Below are 20,924 nucleotides of genomic sequence, written 5' to 3' on the forward strand. Positions count from 1 at the left end.
CCGGCCCCCCCCCCCCCCCCCCCCCCCCCCCCCCCCCGCGCCCCGCCGGGCCCGGGGGGGGGGGTCAAACCCCCACCCCCCCCCGGGGGCGCGCGGCCCCCCCCCCGGCGGATGCATCAGCAATCGCCATACCCGGCGATCGATCAGTCCGCCGCCGGTGCCGGCAACGGGTCGAGGTGGCCGCATTTGCCGCAGGTACGCAGTTCCAGGCTGGCGTGGTAACGCGCGAAGACCTTGGGCAGGTCGGTTTCGATGTTCTGCAGCGCGAAGAACTCCTCATGCAGCTTGTGGTTGCAGCGCTCGCAATGCCAGATCACACCGTCCATCTCGTGCGGCAGCCGCCTGCGCTCCACGACCAGCCCGACGCCGCCCGGTGGCCGGCGCGGCGAGTGCGGCACCTTCGCCGGCAGCAGGAAGATCTCGCCGGCACGGATCGGGATGTCGCGGACCGCGCCATTCTCCTGGACCTTCAGCACCATCTCGCCTTCGAGCTGGTAGAACCACTCGGGCCCTTCGTCGTAGTGATAATCGGTCCGCGAGTTCGGCCCGCCGACCACCATGACGATGAAGTCGCCGTTGTCGATCATCTTGTTGCCCACCGGCGGTTTCAGCAGGTGACGATGTTCTTCGATCCAGGCGTGCAGGTTGATCGGTGAGGCGAGCATGGTCGGGCTCCGTGGGGGATCAGTCGCGCTTGCCCTTGCGGGGGACATAGGAAAGCGCTTTCTCGTAAGCCGGCTGCAGATCTTCCGGCGAGCCGACATCGATGCCCATTTCGCGCACGCGGCCATCCTTCAAGCTGTAGACCCAGCCATGCACCATCAGCTTCTGGCCGCGTGCCCAGGCGTCCTGCACGATGGTCGAGCGGCACAGGTTGGCGACCTGCTCGATGACATTCAGCTCGCACAGGCGGGCATGACGCAGCTCGTCGGTCTCCAGCGCATCGATGATCGCCGCGTGCTTCTGCATCACGTCGCCGACGTGGCGCAGCCAGTTGTCCGCCAGGCCGACGCGGGTGTTGTGCAGGCAGGCATGCACGCCGCCGCAACCGTAGTGGCCCACGATGAGGATGTGCTTCACCTTCAGCTGGTCTACCGCGTACTGCACCACGCTCAGGCAGTTCAGGTCGGTGTGGGCGACCACGTTGGCGACGTTGCGATGCACGAACACTTCGCCCGGTGCCATGCCGATGATCTGGTTGGCCGGCACGCGCGAATCGGAGCAGCCGATCCACAGGTATTCCGGGTGCTGCTGCTTGGCCAGCTGATGGAAGAACTCGGGATCTTCCTTCTCGATGCGGTCGGCCCAGTCGCGGTTGTTCTGCAGCAGCTTGTGGATGTCTTTCATGTTCGGGTCCCTGACCTCGGTGGGGGCAAGTCGCGGCTGTCCGGCCGCGTCGTCGCGGGAGTCGGTGCGTTCAGCCGCCGGCGGCGGCCTCATCGCGGAACCAGCGCATCCACTGCGCCAGTTCGGTGGAAGGTGGGGCGTGCAGGCGATCCAGCGCGTCGATCACCGCCTGCTGGTTGGCATCGGGATGGTTCTGGCTGAGCTTCAGTTTCAGCTGTACCTGTTCGACGTGGAAGTGGAACCCGACGATGGCGCGCAGCTCCGGGCCGTGCTCGGGACGATCAGCCTCGAACCGCCACTGCTGGCCGACGCTGGCTTCAAAGCGGTCGCTGATGTCGCCGACCAGCTGGGCCAGCGCATCGGTGCCGTCGAACGGCTGCAGCTGTCCGCGCAGCTCGGCAGCGGCATAGTTCCAGGTCGGAACGCGTGCCGCCGGTTCCTTGTCCGGATACCAGCTGGCCGAGACGTAGCCATGGGGGCCATCGACCAGCACCTTGGCGGTGCCTTCGCGACGCGACTGCGGGTTGGCCCGCGCCCAGTGGCCGCGCAGTTCGATGCGCTGGCCATCACGCCGGTACAGCACCGGCACGCGGGTCAGCTCGGGCAGGCCGTCGTCACCGGTGGTGAGCACGGTGACGAACGGATCGCGCGCCAGCAGGCGGTCCAGCCAGATCAGATCGGTCTCGGCGAAGGCGCGCGGAGTGAACATCGGCCTGGGCTCAGGCGCGCCCGCCCAGCGATTGCACCATGCGCCCACGCAGGCCCTCGTCGCTGTCGGCGTGCGGTGGCTGCACCTCATGCAGGCTGAAGCCGCGCACCAGCGCATCTTCTTCGTCCAGGCCGTCGAATTCGACGAAATCGGCGTCGAACAGCTGCGCGCGGGCAGTGTCCTCGCTGTCGTAGCTGAGGGTGTTGCCATCACTGTCGAGCACTTCGGCCGTGCCGGCCGGGCGCACGCGCAGGCGGGCCCAGATCAGGGTGTTGCCGAGGCTGGCCAGCCACCAGCTGTCGTGCGGGGCGGAGAGATCGTTCATGTAGGCGTTACCAGAGCGAAGCCAGCCAGAGCAGGGCGGCCATGCCCAGTCCGGCCAGCAGGGTCAGCAGCGAAACCCAGGCCGGCGTGGCCAAACCGGACAGCGAGCGATCCGGCTGCTGCCGGTAGTCGCGGCGCAGCAGCCAGGCCAGGGCATCGGGCTTGAGGAAGGCGCCGCTGCCGAAGCGCTGTGCCAGCGCCGGATGGCGGTCACGCACGTGCACCAGGGTCAGCGGCCAGAAGATCACGAAGGCACTGAACCCGGCCACTGCGACGCCGACAAAGCAGAGGGCGAAGAACAGGGTCATGCGGGCAGTACCTCCGTGGTCGGTGGTGGGGCTTAGAAGTCCGCGCTGCCGGGAGCGCGCGGGTAAGGAATCGCATCGCGGATGTTGGACAGGCCGCAGACGTACACCACCAGGCGCTCGAAGCCCAGACCGAAGCCGGCGTGCGGCACCGAGCCGTAGCGACGGAAATCGCGGTACCAGCTGTAATGCTCACGGTCCAGGCCGAACTGGGCCATGCGCGCGTCCAGCACGTCCAGGCGCTCTTCGCGCTGGCTGCCACCGATGATCTCGCCGATGCCCGGCGCCAGCACGTCCATCGCGGCGACGGTCCTGCCGTCGTCGTTCAGGCGCATGTAGAACGCCTTGATGTGCTCGGGGTAGTTGGTCACCACCACCGGGCGGCCGACGTGTTCCTCGGTCAGCCAGCGCTCGTGTTCGGTCTGCAGGTCCAGGCCCCATTCGACCGGGAAGTCGAACTTCCGGCCAGACTTCTGCAGCAGGCTGACCGCATCGGTGTAGTCGATGCGCTCGAACGGCGCGTTGATGAAGTCTTCCAGTTTGGTGATCGCGTTCTTGTCCACGCGCTCGGCGATGAAGGCCAGATCATCGCTGCGCTCGTTCAGCACCGCGCGGAACAGGTACTTGAGGAACTCCTCGGCCAGGCGCGCATCTTCGGCCAGGTCGGCGAAGGCGATCTCCGGCTCGATCATCCAGAACTCCGCCAGATGGCGGGTGGTGTGGCTGTTCTCGGCGCGGAAGGTCGGGCCGAAGGTATACACCTTGCTCAGGGCCAGGCAGTAGGCCTCGACGTTCAGCTGGCCGGACACGGTCAGGAACGTCTCCTTGCCGAAGAAGTCGCGGCTGAAATCGATAGCGCCCTTCTCATCGCGCGGCAGGTTCACCATGTCCAGCGTGGACACGCGGAACATCTGGCCGGCGCCTTCGGCGTCGGAGGTGGTGATGATCGGGGTGCTGATCCAGTTGAAACCGTTCTCGTGGAAGAAGCGGTGCACGGCCTGGGCCAGGCAGTTGCGGATGCGGGTGACCGCGCCGAACAGGTTGGTGCGCGGGCGCAGGTGCGCCACTTCACGCAGGAACTCCGGCGTCATCGGCTTGGGCTGGATCGGGTAGGTGAGCGGGTCTTCGACCCAGCCGACCACCTCGACCGCACTGGCCTGGATCTCGAACGACTGGCCCTTGCCCTGCGATTTCACCAGGATGCCGGTGGCCACCAGCGAGCAGCCGGTGGTGAGGCGCTTGATCTCGTCGAAGTTGACCAGGGTGTCGTTGGCTACGACCTGGATCGGGGCGAAGCAGGAGCCGTCGGTCACATTCACGAAGGCCAGATTCGCTGAACCGCGCACCGTGCGCACCCATCCGCGTACCGTGACTTCGCCGCCTTCCGGGATCTTCCCGGCAAGCGCATGTTCAACGCTGACCACCGTCATGACTTGAATCCTCTGCTGATCGACTCGATCTGTGAACACGGGAGTTTACCGGTTGCAGCGTTCTGCTTGCGAGGCATTTCTGCGGCCCAACCTCCCTATAATGTCCCTGTTCCTCTGGAGTAGTCCCATGGCTGTCAGCCTGACCCCCATTGCCTTCGAGCGCGTGCAGCGCTTCGTCGCCCAGACCCCGGGCGCGCTGGGCCTGCGCTTCGGCGTGACCAAGACCGGCTGCTCCGGCTGGGGCCACGTGACCGACCTGGCCCGTGACGAGCGCGAGGGCGATACGGTCTTCGACCAGGACGGCGTGAAGATCTACGTCGATGCACAGAGCCTGGCCCTGGTCGACGGCACCGTGATCGACTTCGGCAAGCACGGCCTGAGCGAGACCTTCACGTTCAGCAACCCGAACGCGACCGCCGAGTGCGGCTGCGGCGAGAGCTTCACCACCGACGCCGACAAGGCCTGAGGGCCGCTTCCCCGGGGGCCTGCCGGCCGGTCCTCGGGCAGGTCCCGGTGCTGCCGGGTTCAGGTTCGGCCACGGTTGCCCGGCCGCCCCATCTGCGCCATAATGCGCGGCTTCCTGCCTTCCTGGCGGGAACCCTTGCCCCACCGCGGTCTCAACGGCGGGGGGCTGTCCGGCCGCAAGGCCACATCCGAAAGGTAGAAAAAACATGAGTCGTCATTACGAAATCGTGTTCATGGTCCACCCGGACCAGAGCGAGCAGGTCCCGGCCATGATCGAGCGCTACAAGTCGCTGGTCGAGAACGGCAACGGCACCATCCACCGTCTGGAAGACTGGGGCCGTCGCCAGCTGGCATACCCGATCCAGAACCTGGTGAAGGCGCACTACGTGCTGCTGAACATCGAAGCCGACCAGGCCGTGCTGAACGAGCTGACCGAAAGCTTCCGCTTCAACGACGCCGTGCTGCGCAACCTGGTCATCAAGCGTGACGAGGCTGACACCGAGCAGTCGCTGATCATGAAGAGCAAGGACGAGAAGGGTGACAAGCCGGAGCGCGGTGAGCGCCGTCGTCGTGACGACGAAGAAGGCGAGTCCACCACCACCGCTGACAACGAAGCCGGCGAAGACGCCGCTTCCGCCGCCTAAGGAGCCTTCCCATGTCCAAGTTCTTCCGTCGCCGCAAGTTCTGCAAGTTCACGGCTGAAGGTGTCAAGGAGATCGACTACAAGGATCTCAACACCCTGCGCCAGTACCTGACCGAGAACGGCAAGATCGTGCCGAGCCGCGTCACCGGTACCAAGTCGAAGTACCAGCGTCAGCTGGCGACCGCCGTCAAGCGCGCTCGCTTCCTGGCCCTGATTCCGTACACCGACAACCACGACGTCTGATGCCCGGCGGGGTGGCCGCGTGCCGCCCCGTTGTGCCAGCTATTCGGACAGCCTTTGTTGCGGGGCATCGCCTCGCTAACGAATAACTTATCTGGAGTAAAACCATGCAGCTGATCCTCCTGCAGAAGGTCACCAACCTCGGCAACCTGGGTGACCTGGTCACCGTCAAGCCGGGCTACGGCCGCAACTTCCTCGTGCCGCAGGGCAAGGCCGTGCCGGCCACCGAGAGCAACAAGGCAGAGTTCGAAGCCAAGCGCGCCGAGTACGAAGCCAAGGCCCAGTCCATCCACGCCGAGGCTGAAGCCCGCAAGGCGAAGCTGGAAGGCGCGAGCGTCACCATCGCCGCCAATGCTTCGACCGAAGGCAAGCTGTACGGCTCGGTCGGCCCGCGCGACATCGCCGAGGCCTTCACCGCCGCCGGCCTGCCGCTGGAAAAGAGCGAAGTCATCCTGGGCGAAGGCGCGTTCCGCAACATCGGCGAGTACGACGTGCTGATCCACCTGCACGCCGACGTCGAGACCACCGTCAAGGTCGTCGTCGAAGCCGAAGCCTGATCCCACGCCGCAAGGCCTGGCATCACCGCAGAACGGGCGCCCGCGAGGGTGCCCGTTTTGTTTTGTCGGCCCGCCCGGCGGGCGCGCGGGCCCCGATGTTCCACGCCCATTCGTAGAACACGGCCACATCGGTATACTCAGGGCGTCACACCCGTTCCACGGTCGGCGATCCCAGCAGGATCAATGACTTGGAGGGTAAACGCAGGCCGCTTGCCGGCCCCAGTCCGGAACCCCTATGCGTCTTTCCACGATCAAGCTGTCCGGCTTCAAGTCTTTCGTCGATCCGACCACCCTGCATCTGCCGACCAACATGACCGGCGTGGTGGGGCCCAATGGCTGCGGCAAGTCGAACATCATCGACGCCGTGCGCTGGGTCATGGGCGAAAGTTCGGCCAGCCGCCTGCGCGGCGACTCGCTGACCGACGTGATCTTCTCCGGTTCCAACGCCCGCAAGCCCGTCTCGCAGGCCACGGTCGAGCTGATCTTCGACAACTCCGACCACACCATCTCCGGCGAGTACGCCTCGTTCAACGAGATCTCGGTCAAGCGCACGGTCAGCCGCGACGGCACCAGCAACTACTACCTCAACGGCACCAAGTGCCGCCGCCGCGACATCACCGATCTTTTCCTGGGGACCGGCCTGGGCCCGCGCAGCTACTCGATCATCGAACAGGGCATGATCAGCCAGATCATCGAGGCGCGTCCCGAGGATCTGCGCGTCTACCTGGAAGAGGCGGCCGGAATCTCCAAATACAAGGAGCGGCGCAAGGAAACCGAAACCCGCATCCGCCACACCCGCGAGAACCTTGATCGCCTGGGCGACCTGCGTGAGGAGATCAGCAAGCAGCTCGAGCACCTCAAGCGCCAGGCCCGGCAGGCGGAGCAGTACCAGGCGTTGCAGGAAGAGCGCCGGGTCAAGGATGCCGAGTGGAAGGCGCTGGAGTTCCGAGGCCTCGATGGGCGCCTGTCGAAGCTTCGCGAGGGCCTGTCGCAGGAAGAAACCCGGCTTCAGCAGCTGATCGCGGACCAGCGCGACGCCGAGGCCCGCATCGAGACCTCGCGCATGCGCCGCGAGGAAGCGGCCGACGCACTCAATACCGCGCAGGCCGCGGTCTACCAGGTCGGTAGTACCTTGGCCCGACTGGAGCAGCAGATCCAGCATCAGCGCGAGCTGTCGCAGCGCCTGCACAAGGCCCGCGACGAGACGCGGCAGGCATTGGCCGAGCTGGGCCAGCACATCAGTGGCGACGAGGCCAAGCTGATGGTGCTGCGCGAGGCGGTGGACGCCGCGACCCCGCAGCTGGAGGCGCTGCAGGAAGAGAACGAGATCAAGCAGGAAAGCCTGCGCGAGGCCGAAGCCCGCCTGGCCGACTGGCAGCACCGCTGGGAACAGCACACATCACAGAGTTCCGAAGCCTCGCGCGCCGGCGATGTCGAGCGCACCCGCGTGGACTACCTGGACCGGCAGATCCTCGATGCCGACCGGCGTCGCGAGGCGCTGGCCGCCGAGCGTGCCGGGCTGGACGTGGACGCGCTGGAAGAAGCCTTCGAGCAGCTGCACCTGCAGCACGACACGCAGAAGACCGCACTGGACGAGCTGAGCGAACAGGTCGAGCAGCGCAAGCAGGGCGTGGCCACCGTGCAGGAACAGCAGCGCAACGGTCAGAACGAACTGGCCGAGCTGCGCAAGCAGGTCAATGGCCTGCGCGGTCGCCTGGCATCGCTGGAAACCCTGCAGCAGGCCGCACTCGGCCAGGAGCAGGGCGCCGCGGTTGCCTGGTTGAAGGCGCGCGGGCTGGATTCGGCCGCGCGCGTGGGCGAGCGCCTGGATGTCGATGCCGGTTGGGAAAATGCGGTGGAAAGCGCCCTCGGCCAGCTGATCGAAGGCGTGCTGGTGGACGACCCGGCAGGCCTGGTCGATGCGCTGGGCGAACTGGGCGAAGGCCGCATCGCACTGGTGTCTGACGATGCCAGCGATCTGGACGTCGCCGCGACATCGCTGGCCGCGCGCGTGCACGGACCGACGGCGATCCGACGCCTGCTGGCGCATCTGCATGGCGCGCGGGATCTGGACGAGGCCCGTGCCCTGCAGGCCCGGCTGCCCGCCGGTGATTCGATCATCACCCAGAGCGGTGAGCGTCTCGGCCAGGGCTGGGTGCGCGTGTCGCGCTCCGGTGCGGCCAAGCAGGGTGCGCTGCTGCGCGAGCGCGAGATCAATGAGCTGCGCGAGCAGATCGAACAGCTGCAGAACCGTGAGGTCGAGCTGGAAGATCAGCTGTCCGGCTTCCGCGAGCAGCTGCTGGCCGCCGAACAGCAACGCGAAGATGCGCAACGGGCGCTGTACCTCGCGCATCGTGCGGTATCCGAGCTGGCGGGTCAGCTTCAGGGCCAGCAGGGAAAGGTGGAGGCCGCACGCACGCGCATCGATCGCATCGAAGGAGAGCTGAGCCAACTGCTGGAGACCCTCGAGGTCAACCGTGAGCAGGCGCGCGAGGCACGTTCGCGGCTGGAGAGTGCCGTCAGCAGCATGGGCGACCTGGAATCGACCCGGCAGGCCCTGGAAAGCGAACGCCGGCAGCTGGCCGAAGCACGCGACCTCGCCCGCGAAGCCGCACGGGCGGTGCGCGAACGCTCGCATTCGCTGGCACTGACCCTGGAATCGCAGCGCGCACAGGTGGCATCGCTGAGCCAGGCGCTGGAGCGCATGAGCACCCAGCGCGGGCAGCTGGATTCGCGCTTGGGCGAACTGCATTCGCAGCTGGACGAGGGTGATTCGCCGGTCGAATCGCTGCAGGCCGAGCACCAGAATGCGCTGGAAGAGCGCGTGCGTGCCGACCGTGTCCTGGCCGAAGCGCGTACTCTGCTTGATGGCATCGACGCCGAGCTGCGCAATTTCGAACAGACCCGCCACCAGCGTGATGAGCAGGCGCTGGCGCAGCGCGAGCGTATTTCCCAGCGGAAGCTGGACCAGCAGGCCCTGGTGCTCAGTGCTGACACCCTGCAGGCTGCGGTGGAGAAGGCCGGCTTCGTGATGGCCGACCTGCTCAACGCATTGCCCGAGGACGCCCGCCTGGGGGACTGGGAGCAGGCCGTGCACCAGATCGACGGTCGCATGCGCCGGCTGGAGCCGGTCAACCTGGCGGCGATCCACGAGTATGGCGAGGCATCGCAGCGGTCGGAGTATCTCGATTCGCAGCATGTGGACCTGACCACGGCGCTGGAGACCCTGGAAGACGCCATCCGCAAGATCGACCGCGAAACCCGCGGCCGATTCAAGGATACGTTCGACCGGGTCAACGCCGGTGTGCAGGCCCTCTATCCGCGCCTGTTCGGCGGTGGCCATGCCTATCTGGAACTGACCGGTGAAGATCTGCTCGACACCGGCGTGACCATCATGGCGCGTCCGCCGGGCAAGCGCGTATCCAGCATCTCGCTGCTGTCCGGCGGCGAGAAGGCGATGACCGCGGTGGCGCTGGTGTTCGCGATCTTCCAGCTCAATCCGGCGCCGTTCTGCCTGCTGGACGAAGTGGACGCACCGCTGGACGAGGCCAACGTGGGCCGCCTGGCCAACATGGTCAAGGAAATGAGCGAGAAGGTGCAGTTCCTGTTCGTCAGCCACAACAAGGCGACGATGGAAGCTGCGCAGCAGCTGTCGGGCGTGACCATGCGCGAGCCGGGCGTCAGCCGCCTGGTCAGCGTGGACCTGGAAGAGGCCGCGCGATTGGCGGGCGCGGCCTGACGTGCCATCCTAGTTACCTGAATGAACTAGCCGGAGAACCTATCGAATGTCCGACACGGCACTGTTGCGCATCGGCATCCTGGCCGCCGGCCTGCTGTTGATCGCCGCGATCTTCCTGTTTGGCCGTCCGAAGAAGAAGCCCCAGGGCCGCCGCGTGGAAGGCACCGAACCGACCAGCAGCGAGCGCCGCGAACCGGTCCTGGGCGAGGACGGCGTACCGTTGGCCGATACCCGCCTCGATCCGGCACTGGGCGAAGAGGGTCAACAGGCCGAGCTGGGCCTGGCCGACACCGAAGCCGGCGCGGCCAGCGACCTGGGCAAGCGCGCCACCCAGGATTTCGACAAGATCGTCTCGCTGTTCGTGGCCGCACGGGCCGGCGAGCAGCTGCGGGGCGAGGACATCGTCGTGGCGGCCGAGAAAACCGGTCTGGTGTTCGGCCACATGAACGTGTTCCATCGTCTGGTGGAGGGCCATCCGGAACGGGGGCCGATCTTCTCGATGGCCAGCATCATGAAGCCGGGCAGTTTCGACATGGCCAACATCCGTGCCATGGAGACACCGGCCATCGCCTTCTTCCTGACCCTGCCGGCGCCGCTGACCGCGCTCGATGCCTGGGAGAAGATGCTGCCGACCGTGCAGCGCATGGCCGAGCTGCTCGATGGCGTGGTGCTGGACGACAGCCGCAACGCGCTCGGCCGCCAGCGCATCGCCCACATCCGTGACGAGCTGCGTGCCTATGACCGCCAGCACCAGGCGCCGCCCCTGACCAAGACCCCGCGCTGGTAAGCGCGGTCATCCCGGGTATGCCGACCCACGGTCGGCACCCACCACCACAGCAGATCCATCGCCTGCGTGGAGGAAGTCAGGAAGGCACCCCGGCGACCTGGGCGAACGCGGCGCGGAACGCTGCCATCTCCTCCTCGGTGCCAACGGTCACACGGACGCGCTGCGGCCAGATCGGCCAGCTGCGACCGATCACCACACCCTGTGCGGCCATCGCCCTGGCAAAGGCGGCACCGTCGCGCTGGACGTCCACCACGAAACAGTTCGCTTCCGACGGCAGGCAGCTGAAGCCACGCTTGCCCAGCCAGGCGATGGTCGCCTGCCGGATCTTCGCGTTCTGCAGACGGCGCTGCGGAACCAGCTGCGGATCGTGCAGGCTGGCCAGAGCGGCGGCCAGCGCCGGCACCGGCAACGGGTTGTCGCCGAGGCTGCCCAGCTCGCGCAGGCGATCGGGATGGGCCGCTGCCGCGCCCAGGCGCAGTCCGGCCATGCCATACAGCTTGGAGAAGGTCCGCAGCACGATCAGGTCATCGCGCTCCGCCACCTGCGCGATCAGGCTCGGCTGGTCGCTGTACTGCAGGTACGCTTCGTCCACCAGCACCCGGGTTCCGGCGGGCTTGCTGGCCAGCAGCCAGGCGAGCTCGGCGGGCGGGCTGATCGAACCCGTGGGGTTGTTGGGGTTGCACACATACATCAGCCCGGTCGGTCGCGCGTGCGCGGCAGCCACCATCGCGCGCACATCGTGCGCGCCGTCGCTGCGCAGAGGCACTCGGCTGACCTGTGCGCCCCGCGCGGCGGCCACGTCGCCAATCGCCTCGAAGGTCGGATCAGCCACGACCAGGCCCTGCTGCGGGCCGGTCCAGATTGCGGCGGCGCGGTTCAGGGGCTCGCTGGAGCCCGGGTACAGGCGCAGGTGATCGGCACTGACGCCGCTGTGTTCGACGAATGCATCACGGACCTGTGCCGCCAGCTCGAAGCGGTAGCGGCCGCAGCGCGCGATGCTGTCGCGAGCGGCCGATTGCGCAGCGGCGGAAGGCCCATACGGGCATTCATTGAAGTTCAGCAGCACCGGCCCATCGGCGCGCGGCGACGCGGGAGCCGCAGCCGGGGCGGTTTGCGCGTATCCCAGGCCCGGCAGGCCACTGCCGGCGACGGCGAGGCCGGCACCGGCCAGCTGCAGGAAGCGACGACGGGAGGCAGGCAGGGTCATGGGCAGGTTTCCGGAGGGCGGCCGACGCACGCTAGCGCTGCCGGTGGAGGGCGGCAAGCCCGTCTTTCGCGGAGCGGGGCCCGGCACTGCCGGGGCGGGGACGTTACAGGGCATGACGGCCGGGCGCGGTAGAATCCCCAGCCGCCCCAGAATCACCGATCACGATGAGCCCCAGCCCCGCCGAACGCGTCGATGAACTCCGCCGGCAGATCGCCCAGGCCAACCGCGCCTATCACGAGCTGGATGCGCCGGAGATCCCCGACGTCGATTACGACCGGCTGGTGCGCGAGCTGGAAGCACTGGAACGTGCGCACCCCGAACTGGCCCGCGCGGACAGCCCGACCCAGCAGGTCGGCGCGCGTCCCTCCGGGCGTTTCGCTGAAGTCCGCCACGCGGTGCCGATGCTGTCGTTGTCCAATGCCTTCAGCGATGAGGAGGTGACCGACTTCGTGCGCCGCATCGACGAACGCCTGCGACGCGGTGCCGCGCGCTTTTCGGCGGAGCCGAAGATGGACGGGCTGGCGATCAGCCTGCGCTACGAGGATGGACATTTCGTTCTGGGTGCGACCCGCGGCGATGGCACGACCGGCGAAGACGTCACGGCCAACCTGCGCGAGATCGGCGACATCCCCCGGCGTCTGCACGGCAAGGGCTGGCCGGACGTGCTGGAAGTGCGCGGTGAGGTCTACATGGCCCGTGCCGACTTTGAAGCCTACAACGATCGCGCGCGGCTGCATGGCGGCAAGGTACTGGCCAACCCGCGCAATGCGGCGGCCGGGTCGCTGCGCCAGCTCGACCCGAAGATCAGCGCACAGCGCAAGCTCAGCTTCTTCGCCTACGGCACCGGAGAAGTGCAGGGCGGCGAACTGCCCGATACCCACTCGGGCACGCTCGCGCAGCTGGGTGCCTGGGGCTTCCCGGTCAGCGATCTGTGCAGGGTGGTGGAAGGCGCCGATGGATTGCTGGCCTACTACCGCGATATCGGCGCACGCCGCGATGGCCTGCCCTTCGACATCGATGGCGTGGTCTACAAGCTGGACGACCGCGCTGGCCAGCAGGCGATGGGTTTCGTCTCGCGCGCACCGCGCTGGGCCATCGCGCACAAGTTCCCGGCGCAGGAACAGAGCACCACGCTGGAAGCGATCGAGATCCAGATCGGCCGCACCGGCGCTGCCACTCCGGTCGCGCGCCTGGCTCCGGTCGCCGTGGCCGGCGTGATCGTCTCCAACGCAACCCTGCACAATGCGGACCAGATCGAGCGCCTGGACGTGCGGGTGGGTGACAGCGTGATCGTGCGCCGTGCCGGCGACGTGATTCCCGAAGTGGTCAGCGTCATCCTCGACCGCCGGCCGCCGGGCACCACGCCGTGGCAGATGCCCGCGCGCTGCCCGGTCTGTGGCTCGGAGATCGTGCGCGAAGAGGGCGCGGCCGCGTGGCGCTGCTCCGGTGAGTTGTCGTGCCCGGCGCAGCGCAAGGAGGCCATCGCCCATTTCGCTTCACGTCGCGCGATGGATATCGATGGCCTGGGTGACAAGTACATCGAAACCCTGGTGGATGCCGGCATCGTCAAGGGCGTGGCGGACCTGTACCGGCTCACCCGCGACCAGCTGCTGCACCTGAAGCTGGTGCTCGACGCGGAAGATCCGTCCGCGCTGGCCGCCAGCCTGGCGCCGCACCTGCCGGCCGAAGGCAGCGGCACCGTGCTCAATGCCGTGCTCAAGCTCGATGGCAACGATGTGGCCTGGCGCGCGAAGGCACTGGCGCAGCCGGCCAGCTTCGAGTGGAACACGAAGAAGATCGCGACCCGCTGGGCCGACAACCTGATCGCCGCGATCGACACCAGTCGTGCCACCACGCTGGAACGGCTGTTGTTCGCGCTGGGCATCGAACATGTCGGCGAAAGCACGGCCAAGGCGTTGGCGCAGTGGTTCGGTGATCTGGCCTTGATCCGACGGCTGCCCTGGCCACTGTTCAAGCGCGTGCCGGACATCGGTGGCGAAGTGGCACGTTCGCTCGGTCACTTCTTCGAGCAGCAGGGCAACCAGCAGGCCATCGACGATCTGCTGCAGGTCGGCCAGGTGCGCATCAGCGACGTGCATCCGCCCAGTGCGAAGCTGCGTGAGGGGCTGGACCTGGCTCAGCTGCTGGTGGAATCGGAGATCCCCGGCATCACCCGGCTGCGCGCGGAAAAGCTGGTGGCGGTGCTGCCCAGCGCGCAGGCCGTGCTCGATGCCGAGCATGGCCAGTTCGTCAACGCCGGATTGCCCGAGGACACCGCGCGCGGCCTTGCCCAGTGGCTGGAAGCGGACAGCCATGGCGTGATGCTGCTGGCTGCCGAGGAGGCGATGCGGCAGATCCTGGCCAAGGCGCCCGCGTTGACCGAAATCGTCGCCGGTCCGCTCGACGGGCAGACCGTGGTCCTGACCGGCACCCTGGCCCAGCTCACCCGCGATGTGGCCAAGGAGCGACTGGAGGCGCTGGGAGCCAAGGTGTCCGGCAGCGTGTCGAAGAAGACCCACTTCGTGGTGGCGGGTACCGAAGCCGGCTCCAAGCTGGACAAGGCGCTGGCCCTGGGAGTGCCGGTGTGGGACGAAGCGCGTCTGCTGGGCTTCCTCGCCGACCACGAATGATGACCCCGCCGGGCGTGACATGCGCCCGGCCCGAAACAGCAAAGGATTCCCGATGCAGACTGCCCCGCTGGACTTCCGCCTGGCCACCCGCGCCGACGAGGAACTGCTGATCTCGCTGATGCGCGCGTTCTACGCCGAGGACAGGATCGAGTTCGACGACGTGCGCGTGCGTCGCGGTGTCGATGCACTGCTGGCCGATCCGCGCAACGGCGAAGTACTGCTGTGGCTGGACGAAGCCGGTCAGGTGGTCGGCTATGCGGTGATCGCGATGGGCTTCAGCCTGGAGCAGGGCGGACATTTCATGCTGCTTGACGAGCTCTATCTGGGGCCGCGGGCGCGCGGCCGTGGCCGGGGCAAGCAGGCGCTGGCCATCTGCGAACAGCGTGCACGCGGACGCGGGGTCAGCCGCCTGCGCCTGGAGGTGAACCACCACAACGAACTGGCGCGTCGGCTGTACCTGGCCAGTGGCTACATCGATGACACCCGCGACCTGCTGACCCTGCCGCTGGATCACCCGCGCCCGGAGGGCATCCTGTGAGCGACGCCCTGCGGCGCAAACTGCAGCAGCGTGCCGCGCTGAACGCGCTGGTGCGCCGCTTCTTCGCAGAGCGTGACGTGCTGGAGGTGGAGACACCGATCCTGTCGGTGGCCGGTAATACCGAGCCCAACATCGACAGCTTCCATACCGACTTCAGCGGCCATGTCGACGCCGGCGGCCGCCGTCGCTGGCTGCGTACGTCGCCGGAGTACCCGCTCAAGCGGCTGCTCGCTGCCGGTGTCGGCGACTGCTACGAACTGGGGCGGGTGTTCCGCAACGGCGAGGCCGGCGGGCGCCATAACCCGGAGTTCACCCTGCTGGAGTGGTACCGGGTTGGCTGGGACCATCACCGGCTGGTGCAGGAAACCGCGGAGCTGGTCCGCCTGGCTCTGGGCCTGGTTGGACGCAGCGCCAGCCTGCGTGTGCTGAGCTACCGCGAGCTGTTCCAGCAGCAGGTGGGCGTGGATCCGTTCCAGACCGATGAGGCCGGGCTGCGCGCTGCGCTGGGTGACGTGCATATCGACCCGGTCGGGCTGACCCGCGACGACTGGCTGGATCTGCTGATGACCCATCGCATCCAACCGCATTTCGATGACGCGGTCATGACCGTTGTCCACGACTGGCCGGCGAGCCAGGCAGCACTGGCCCGCATCCGCCCTGGTACGCCGCCGCTGGCCGAGCGGTTCGAGCTGTACCTGGGGGCCGTGGAGCTGGCCAACGGCTATCACGAACTGAACGATGCCGACGAACAACGGGCGCGTTTCCAGCACGACCTGCAGCGCCGCCATGCGCGAGGGCAGGTGCAGCCGGCGCTGGACGAGGCACTGCTGGCGGCGCTGCCCGCGATGCCTGCGTGTGCGGGAGTTGCGGTCGGCATCGATCGCCTGTTGATGGCGATGAACCGCACGCCCCGCATCGCCGACGTGCTGGCCTTCGATTTCGCCGACGCCTGAGCGCACGCGGCTTTCTGAACCAGACAGACTGAACGGATTGCCGCGTCCGCGCGCTTGATTCAGCAAGCACGATGATGCTCTCATCACTCCCGATGCCAGACACTGGCATGGCAGTTCGTCCAGTCCTATGGGGAAGGCTTTGGTCAAGTGGTTTGCGGTTGTGGCGGCACCGGTCTACTCCATTGCGATGTGGGGAGTGCTGACGCCGTTGCCGGCATCGGCGCAGCAGGCCGGCTATGACGGCGAAGTCGTCACCTGCGAGTCACGCGACATGGCCTGGGTGCACTGCGATATCGATGTCAGCAACGGCGTCGATCTGGTTCGCCAGTTGTCCAGCAACAGCTGTATCCGTGGCAGCGAATGGGGCACCGACCGCAGCGGCGTGTGGGTCACGCTCGGCTGCCGTGCCGAGTTCCGGGCGCGCCCGGCGCAGGGAGTGGCTGCGGCCGAGCCAGGCAGCAAGCGCAAGGTGCGCCGCGTGGTCCGCTGTGAATCCAATGGCCGTCCGCAGAGTTGTCCGGTGCGTCTGGACGGCGCACCGGTGCGCCTGCTGCGGCAGCTGTCGGTGCTGCCATGCCGGGAAGGGCAGGGCTGGGGTTACAAGCGCAACGAGGTGTGGACCAGCCGTGGCTGCCAGGGCGATTTCGAGGTGGCCGATGAGGATGGCCGTTTCGTCGACGTGCCGCGCCGGCTGACCTGCGAATCCAAATCGAAGAAGCGCCGATTCTGCGGCGCCAGCATCTCCGTCGGTGCCGCGGTGCGACAGCAGCTGTCCAGCACAGAGTGCGTGGAGGGCAGCACCTGGGGCTGGAGCCGCAACGGCATCTGGGTGGACGGCGGTTGCCGCGCCGAATTCTCGGTGAATTGAATCCGGCCGGGTGCCTGCGCGAGGGGGCGTGGCCCTACAATGGGCCCATGAACACTGCCACCGACCTCGATTACGCCCGCTACGACCACATCCGCCCGATCCTGTGGACCGGCGATGCCCTGCAACTGCTGGACCAGCGCAAGCTGCCGTTCGTGGTCGAGCATGTGGTATGCCGGGACAGCGATGAAGTCGCCGCCGCCATCCACGCCCTGACCGTACGTGGCGCCCCGGCCATCGGCATCGCGGCTGCCTGGGGCGTGGTGCTGGCGGCGCGTGAGGTGCAGGCTGCCGATGGCCCGCTCGCCCTGCAGCAGCTTGAGCCGGCGCTGCAGCGGCTGAACGCCTCACGCCCGACCGCCGTCAACCTGGCCTGGGCACTGGCGCGGATGCGTCGTTGCCTGGGCAGCGCCGGTGCGGACTGGAAGACGCTGCTTGAAGCGGAAGCGCGGGCCATCGCCGAGGAAGACCTGGCCGCCAACCGCCACATGGGGGCGCTCGGCGCCGGCCTGATCGATGCCGGCAGCGGCGTGCTGACCCACTGCAATACCGGCTCGCTGGCCACCGCCGGCTTCGGCACCGCGCTGGGCGTGATCCGCGCCGGCATGGCCCAGCACCGGATCGCCCGCGTGTTCGCCGGAGAGACCCGGCCGTGGCTGCAGGGCGCGCGCCTGACCGTCTGGGAACTGCAGCAGGATGGCATCGACGCCACCCTGATCGCCGATTCGGCCGCCTCGCACCTGATGAAGACCGGGGCCGTGCAGTGGGTGATCGTCGGCGCCGACCGCATCTGCGCCAATGGCGATACCGCCAACAAGATCGGCACCTACCAGCTGGCCATCGCCGCGCGCCACCATGGCGTGAAATTCATGGTCGTGGCGCCGTCCTCGACGGTCGACATGGAGACCGTCGACGGCAGCCAGATCGAGATCGAACAGCGCGATCCGGGCGAGCTCTACGGCGTGGGCGGGACGCGCACGGTGGCCGAAGGCATCGCCGCCTGGAACCCGGTGTTCGACGTCACCCCGGGCGAGCTGATCGACGCCATCGTGACCGAGCGCGGCGTGATCCTGAACCCGACCGTGGAGAACATGCGCGCCGCCTTCGGCGGTTGAGACGCACAGGCGGTCTGCGCCGCGGGAGCCGGGCGCATCTTCCGGGTTCGCCGCGGCCAGCCCCGGGCGTGGCCCGATGGGCCCCGTCCTGCCCCTAAGTTCCTGATTTGTGCCGGTAAAACCCCTGTAAACACAGGCGGGGAATGGTCCGATGTGGTAGTATCCACAGGTTGAATCGAGGTTCCGGCATGGTCACCCCCGCAGGTGTCCGCGCCGGACTGGACCGCTACCAGACAACGGAACCCGAATGGCAGAAACCGCCAAGGAAATCATCCAGGTCAACCTGGAAGACGAGATGCGCAAGAGCTACCTCGATTACGCCATGAGCGTGATCGTGGGCCGCGCGCTCCCGGATGCGCGCGATGGCCTCAAGCCGGTGCATCGCCGCGTGCTGTACGCGATGAACGAGCTCAACGCGCACAGCAACAAGCCCTACTTCAAGTCGGCGCGTATCGTCGGTGACGTCATCGGTAAGTACCATCCGCATGGCGATCAGTCGGTGTACGACACGCTGGTGCGCCTGGCCCAGCCGTTCTCGCTGCGTTACATGCTGGTCGATGGTCAGGGTAACTTCGGTTCGATCGACGGTGACTCCGCTGCGGCGATGCGATACACCGAAGCGCGCATGTCGCGCCTCGCGCATGAGCTGATGGCCGACATCGACAAGGAAACCGTCGATTTCCAGCCCAACTACGACGAGAAGGAACTGGAGCCGACGGTCATGCCGACCCGGTTCCCGAACCTGCTGGTCAACGGTTCGGCCGGTATTGCGGTGGGCATGGCGACCAACATCCCGCCGCACAACCTGAGCGAATCGATCAATGCCTGCATCGCGCTGATCGACAACCCGGAAATCGACGTCGACGGCCTGATGGAGTACATCCCGGGCCCGGATTTCCCGACTGCGGGCATCATCAACGGCACCGCCGGCATCGTCGCCGGCTACCGTACCGGCCGTGGCCGCGTGCGCATCCGCGCCAAGGCGGATATCGAAGTGGCCGACAACGGCCGCGAATCGATCATCGTCACTGAAATTCCTTACCAGGTGAACAAGGCGCGTCTGATCGAGAAGATCGCCGAGCTGGTCAAGGAAAAGAAGATCGAAGGCATCAGCGAGCTGCGCGATGAGTCCGACAAGGACGGCATGCGCATCTACATCGAGATCAAGCGCGGTGAATCTGCCGAGGTTGTGCTGAACAACCTGTACCAGCAGACGCAGATGGAATCGGTGTTCGGCATCAACATGGTGGCGCTGGTCGACGGCCGCCCGCAGTTGATGAACCTCAAGCAGATGCTGGAGGCATTCGTCCGCCACCGTCGCGAGGTGGTCACCCGCCGCACCGTGTTCGAGCTGCGCAAGGCGCGTGCCCGTGCCCACGTGCTGGAAGGCCTGACCGTCGCGCTGGCCAACATCGACGAGATGATCGAGCTGATCAAGACCTCGCCCAATCCCAACGAGGCGCGCGAACGCATGCTCGCCCGCCTGTGGGAGCCGGGCCTGGTCGGGGCCATGCTGGGTGCTGCCGGTGCCGAGGCCTCGCGCCCGGAGGACCTGCCCAAGGGCGTGGGCCTGATCGAGGGCGGCTACCAGCTGACCGAGATCCAGGCCACCCAGATCCTGGAAATGCGCCTGCACCGCCTGACCGGGCTGGAGCAGGATCGCCTGACCGACGAGTACAAGCAGCTGCTGGAAGTGATCGCCGGTCTGATCCACATCCTGGAAGATCCCGATCGCCTGCTGCAGGTGATCCGCGAGGAGCTGGTCAGCGTCAAGGCCGAGTTCGGCGACGAGCGTCGCACCGAGATCCGCCACAGCGAAGAAGACCTGGACATCCTCGACCTGATCGCCCCGGAAGACGTGGTGGTCACCCTGTCGCACGCCGGCTACGTCAAGCGCCAGCCGGTCAGCGCCTACCGTGCCCAGCGTCGCGGCGGCCGTGGCCGCAGCGCGGCAGCGACCAAGGAAGAGGATTTCATTGAACAGCTGTGGCTGGTCAACACGCACGACACCCTGTTGACCTTCACCAGTTCAGGCAAGGTGTTCTGGCTGCCGGTGTACCAGCTGCCCGAAGCGGGCTCCAACGCACGCGGCCGGCCGATCATCAACTGGATTCCGCTGGAACCGGGTGAGCGCGTACAGGCCGTGTTGCCGGTGCGCGAATACGCCGATGGCCAGTTCGTGTTCTTCGCCACGAAGAACGGCACGGTCAAGAAGACCCCGCTGGGCGAATTCGCCTTCCGTCTGGCCCGCGGCAAGATCGCGATCAACCTCGACGAGGGCGATGCGCTGGTTGGCGTCGGCCTGACCGATGGCGAGCGTGACATCCTGCTGTTCGCCTCCAACGGCAAGACCGTGCGTTTCGGCGAGGACAAGGTCCGCTCGATGGGCCGTACCGCCACCGGCGTGCGCGGCATCAGGATGCCGCCCGGCGAGGAAGTAGTCAGCCTGATCGTGGCCGAGAGTGCCGGTGGTGCCGAGGACGAGAACGAGGACGACAACGGTATCGAGGAAGCGGTCGCCAATGGCGATGCGGTGATCGACGGTGCCGACGACGCCAACCTGCAGTACATCCTCACCGCCACCGAGAATGGTTACGGCAAGCGCACCCCGCTGCCGGACTATCCGCGCAAGGGGCGTGGTACCCAGGGCGTGATCGGCATCCAGACCACCGAGCGCAACGGCAAGCTGGTCGCCGCGGTGCTGATGGGCTCCAGCGATGAAGTGCTGCTGATCTCCGATGGCGGCACGCTGGTGCGCACGCGCGGTTCGGAAATCAGCCGCGTGGGCCGCAACACTCAGGGCGTCACCCTGATCCGCCTGTCCAAGGACGAGAAGCTGCAGGCGGTGGAGCGCATGGATGCCTCGATCGACGAGGACGAGGACGAGGTGGCCGCGGTCGCCCCGGCCGCGGCCGAAGGCGCCCCGGCTGCCACCGGCAGCGAGGATGCCGCGCAGGAGTGATCCGGTCGCGCTGACGAGGTACCCGACGACGGCGGCCCCCGGGCGGGGGGGGGGGATTGGGGGGGGCTGGAGTAGCGCCCGCGGGGCGGCGGGGGGGGGGGTAAGGGG

General features: G+C 67.2%; 19 protein-coding genes. 12 read left to right on the forward strand and 7 right to left on the reverse strand.

Translation table 11 applies throughout. From position 1 onward, the window contains the following. Window positions 1-143 precede the first annotated feature (143 nt). The 6 genes from ACVOMM_RS17635 to asnS form a co-directional block, all read right to left on the reverse strand. The gene (locus ACVOMM_RS17635) at window positions 144-665 is read right to left on the reverse strand and encodes a 3-hydroxyanthranilate 3,4-dioxygenase (protein ID WP_263174992.1); all 522 of its coding nucleotides are present in this window, start codon (window positions 663-665) and stop codon (window positions 144-146) included. A gap of 19 nt (window positions 666-684) precedes the next feature. Then, a complete protein-coding gene (can, locus tag ACVOMM_RS17640) occupies window positions 685-1,347 on the reverse strand; it encodes a carbonate dehydratase (protein ID WP_053515439.1) in 663 nt (220 codons plus the stop codon). 70 nt (window positions 1,348-1,417) lie between these two features. Next, window positions 1,418-2,056, reverse strand: coding sequence for an FMN-binding negative transcriptional regulator (locus ACVOMM_RS17645; RefSeq protein ID WP_164152484.1), 639 nt, complete (start codon window positions 2,054-2,056; stop codon window positions 1,418-1,420). Window positions 2,057-2,066: 10 nt separating this feature from the next. Next, window positions 2,067-2,381 (reverse strand): hypothetical protein, encoded by a 315-nt coding sequence (locus ACVOMM_RS17650; RefSeq protein ID WP_053515443.1) that lies wholly within the window; start codon window positions 2,379-2,381, stop codon window positions 2,067-2,069. A 7-nt stretch (window positions 2,382-2,388) separates the two neighbouring features. Continuing rightward, a complete protein-coding gene (locus ACVOMM_RS17655; protein WP_053515445.1) occupies window positions 2,389-2,688 on the reverse strand; it encodes a hypothetical protein in 300 nt (99 codons plus the stop codon). Window positions 2,689-2,720: 32 nt separating this feature from the next. Next, a complete protein-coding gene (gene asnS, locus ACVOMM_RS17660) occupies window positions 2,721-4,115 on the reverse strand; it encodes an asparagine--tRNA ligase (protein ID WP_053515447.1) in 1,395 nt (464 codons plus the stop codon). A 127-nt stretch (window positions 4,116-4,242) separates the two neighbouring features. Here asnS and ACVOMM_RS17665 point away from each other — a divergent pair, with 127 nt between their 5' ends. From ACVOMM_RS17665 to zipA, 6 genes are all read left to right on the forward strand, one after another. Further along, the gene (locus ACVOMM_RS17665; protein ID WP_053515449.1) at window positions 4,243-4,581 is read left to right on the forward strand and encodes a HesB/IscA family protein; all 339 of its coding nucleotides are present in this window, start codon (window positions 4,243-4,245) and stop codon (window positions 4,579-4,581) included. A 205-nt stretch (window positions 4,582-4,786) separates the two neighbouring features. Next, window positions 4,787-5,224, forward strand: a complete 438-nt coding sequence (rpsF, locus tag ACVOMM_RS17670; RefSeq protein WP_053515451.1) for a 30S ribosomal protein S6 — start codon at window positions 4,787-4,789, stop codon at window positions 5,222-5,224. An 11-nt stretch (window positions 5,225-5,235) separates the two neighbouring features. After that, a complete protein-coding gene (gene rpsR, locus ACVOMM_RS17675) occupies window positions 5,236-5,466 on the forward strand; it encodes a 30S ribosomal protein S18 (protein ID WP_002804494.1) in 231 nt (76 codons plus the stop codon). Between the two features lie 104 nt (window positions 5,467-5,570). Further along, entirely contained in the window at window positions 5,571-6,020 is a 450-nt protein-coding gene (gene rplI, locus ACVOMM_RS17680; RefSeq protein ID WP_053515452.1) for a 50S ribosomal protein L9, read from the forward strand. Between the two features lie 235 nt (window positions 6,021-6,255). Next, entirely contained in the window at window positions 6,256-9,759 is a 3,504-nt protein-coding gene (gene smc, locus ACVOMM_RS17685; protein ID WP_481526570.1) for a chromosome segregation protein SMC, read from the forward strand. A gap of 46 nt (window positions 9,760-9,805) precedes the next feature. Next, entirely contained in the window at window positions 9,806-10,546 is a 741-nt protein-coding gene (zipA, locus tag ACVOMM_RS17690; RefSeq protein ID WP_053515456.1) for a cell division protein ZipA, read from the forward strand. A gap of 76 nt (window positions 10,547-10,622) precedes the next feature. Here the strand turns inward: zipA and ACVOMM_RS17695 are convergent, their stop codons facing one another. Next, window positions 10,623-11,753 carry a pyridoxal phosphate-dependent aminotransferase gene (locus ACVOMM_RS17695; RefSeq protein WP_164152478.1) on the reverse strand — a complete coding sequence of 377 codons (1,131 nt, stop codon included), beginning with the start codon at window positions 11,751-11,753 and terminating at the stop codon, window positions 10,623-10,625. Window positions 11,754-11,911: 158 nt separating this feature from the next. Between ACVOMM_RS17695 and ligA the strand changes: the two genes are divergently transcribed. The 6 genes from ligA to gyrA all read left to right on the forward strand — a co-directional run bounded on the left by ligA (window position 11,912) and on the right by gyrA (window position 20,816). Next, window positions 11,912-14,383, forward strand: a complete 2,472-nt coding sequence (gene ligA, locus ACVOMM_RS17700; RefSeq protein WP_481526571.1) for an NAD-dependent DNA ligase LigA — start codon at window positions 11,912-11,914, stop codon at window positions 14,381-14,383. A 52-nt stretch (window positions 14,384-14,435) separates the two neighbouring features. Continuing rightward, entirely contained in the window at window positions 14,436-14,921 is a 486-nt protein-coding gene (locus ACVOMM_RS17705) for a GNAT family N-acetyltransferase (protein ID WP_053515463.1), read from the forward strand. Then, window positions 14,918-15,874 (forward strand): EF-P lysine aminoacylase EpmA, encoded by a 957-nt coding sequence (gene epmA, locus ACVOMM_RS17710; RefSeq protein ID WP_065176043.1) that lies wholly within the window; start codon window positions 14,918-14,920, stop codon window positions 15,872-15,874. The genes ACVOMM_RS17705 and epmA overlap by 4 nt, the downstream gene beginning before the upstream one ends. A gap of 139 nt (window positions 15,875-16,013) precedes the next feature. Further along, complete coding sequence (locus ACVOMM_RS17715) at window positions 16,014-16,742, forward strand: DUF3011 domain-containing protein (protein ID WP_080375199.1); 729 nt, start codon at window positions 16,014-16,016, stop codon at window positions 16,740-16,742. Between the two features lie 47 nt (window positions 16,743-16,789). Then, window positions 16,790-17,854, forward strand: a complete 1,065-nt coding sequence (gene mtnA, locus ACVOMM_RS17720; RefSeq protein ID WP_065176042.1) for an S-methyl-5-thioribose-1-phosphate isomerase — start codon at window positions 16,790-16,792, stop codon at window positions 17,852-17,854. Window positions 17,855-18,101: 247 nt separating this feature from the next. Further along, window positions 18,102-20,816, forward strand: coding sequence for a DNA gyrase subunit A (gene gyrA / locus ACVOMM_RS17725; protein ID WP_460255851.1), 2,715 nt, complete (start codon window positions 18,102-18,104; stop codon window positions 20,814-20,816). The last annotated feature ends 108 nt before the right edge of the window (window positions 20,817-20,924 follow it).

Source organism: Stenotrophomonas sp. STEN009, from assembly GCF_056760395.1.

Bases quoted from the DNA above. Each gene is read 5' to 3' on its own strand.
- ACVOMM_RS17635 (WP_263174992.1), bottom strand. From the start codon at position 665: ATGCTCGCCTCACCGATCAACCTGCACGCCTGGATCGAAGAACATCGT.
- can (WP_053515439.1), bottom strand. From the start codon at position 1,347: ATGAAAGACATCCACAAGCTGCTGCAGAACAACCGCGACTGGGCCGAC.
- ACVOMM_RS17645 (WP_164152484.1), bottom strand. From the start codon at position 2,056: ATGTTCACTCCGCGCGCCTTCGCCGAGACCGATCTGATCTGGCTGGAC.
- ACVOMM_RS17650 (WP_053515443.1), bottom strand. From the start codon at position 2,381: ATGAACGATCTCTCCGCCCCGCACGACAGCTGGTGGCTGGCCAGCCTC.
- ACVOMM_RS17655 (WP_053515445.1), bottom strand. From the start codon at position 2,688: ATGACCCTGTTCTTCGCCCTCTGCTTTGTCGGCGTCGCAGTGGCCGGG.
- asnS (WP_053515447.1), bottom strand. From the start codon at position 4,115: ATGACGGTGGTCAGCGTTGAACATGCGCTTGCCGGGAAGATCCCGGAA.
- ACVOMM_RS17665 (WP_053515449.1), top strand. From the start codon at position 4,243: ATGGCTGTCAGCCTGACCCCCATTGCCTTCGAGCGCGTGCAGCGCTTC.
- rpsF (WP_053515451.1), top strand. From the start codon at position 4,787: ATGAGTCGTCATTACGAAATCGTGTTCATGGTCCACCCGGACCAGAGC.
- rpsR (WP_002804494.1), top strand. From the start codon at position 5,236: ATGTCCAAGTTCTTCCGTCGCCGCAAGTTCTGCAAGTTCACGGCTGAA.
- rplI (WP_053515452.1), top strand. From the start codon at position 5,571: ATGCAGCTGATCCTCCTGCAGAAGGTCACCAACCTCGGCAACCTGGGT.
- smc (WP_481526570.1), top strand. From the start codon at position 6,256: ATGCGTCTTTCCACGATCAAGCTGTCCGGCTTCAAGTCTTTCGTCGAT.
- zipA (WP_053515456.1), top strand. From the start codon at position 9,806: ATGTCCGACACGGCACTGTTGCGCATCGGCATCCTGGCCGCCGGCCTG.
- ACVOMM_RS17695 (WP_164152478.1), bottom strand. From the start codon at position 11,753: ATGACCCTGCCTGCCTCCCGTCGTCGCTTCCTGCAGCTGGCCGGTGCC.
- ACVOMM_RS17705 (WP_053515463.1), top strand. From the start codon at position 14,436: ATGCAGACTGCCCCGCTGGACTTCCGCCTGGCCACCCGCGCCGACGAG.
- mtnA (WP_065176042.1), top strand. From the start codon at position 16,790: ATGAACACTGCCACCGACCTCGATTACGCCCGCTACGACCACATCCGC.
- gyrA (WP_460255851.1), top strand. From the start codon at position 18,102: ATGGCAGAAACCGCCAAGGAAATCATCCAGGTCAACCTGGAAGACGAG.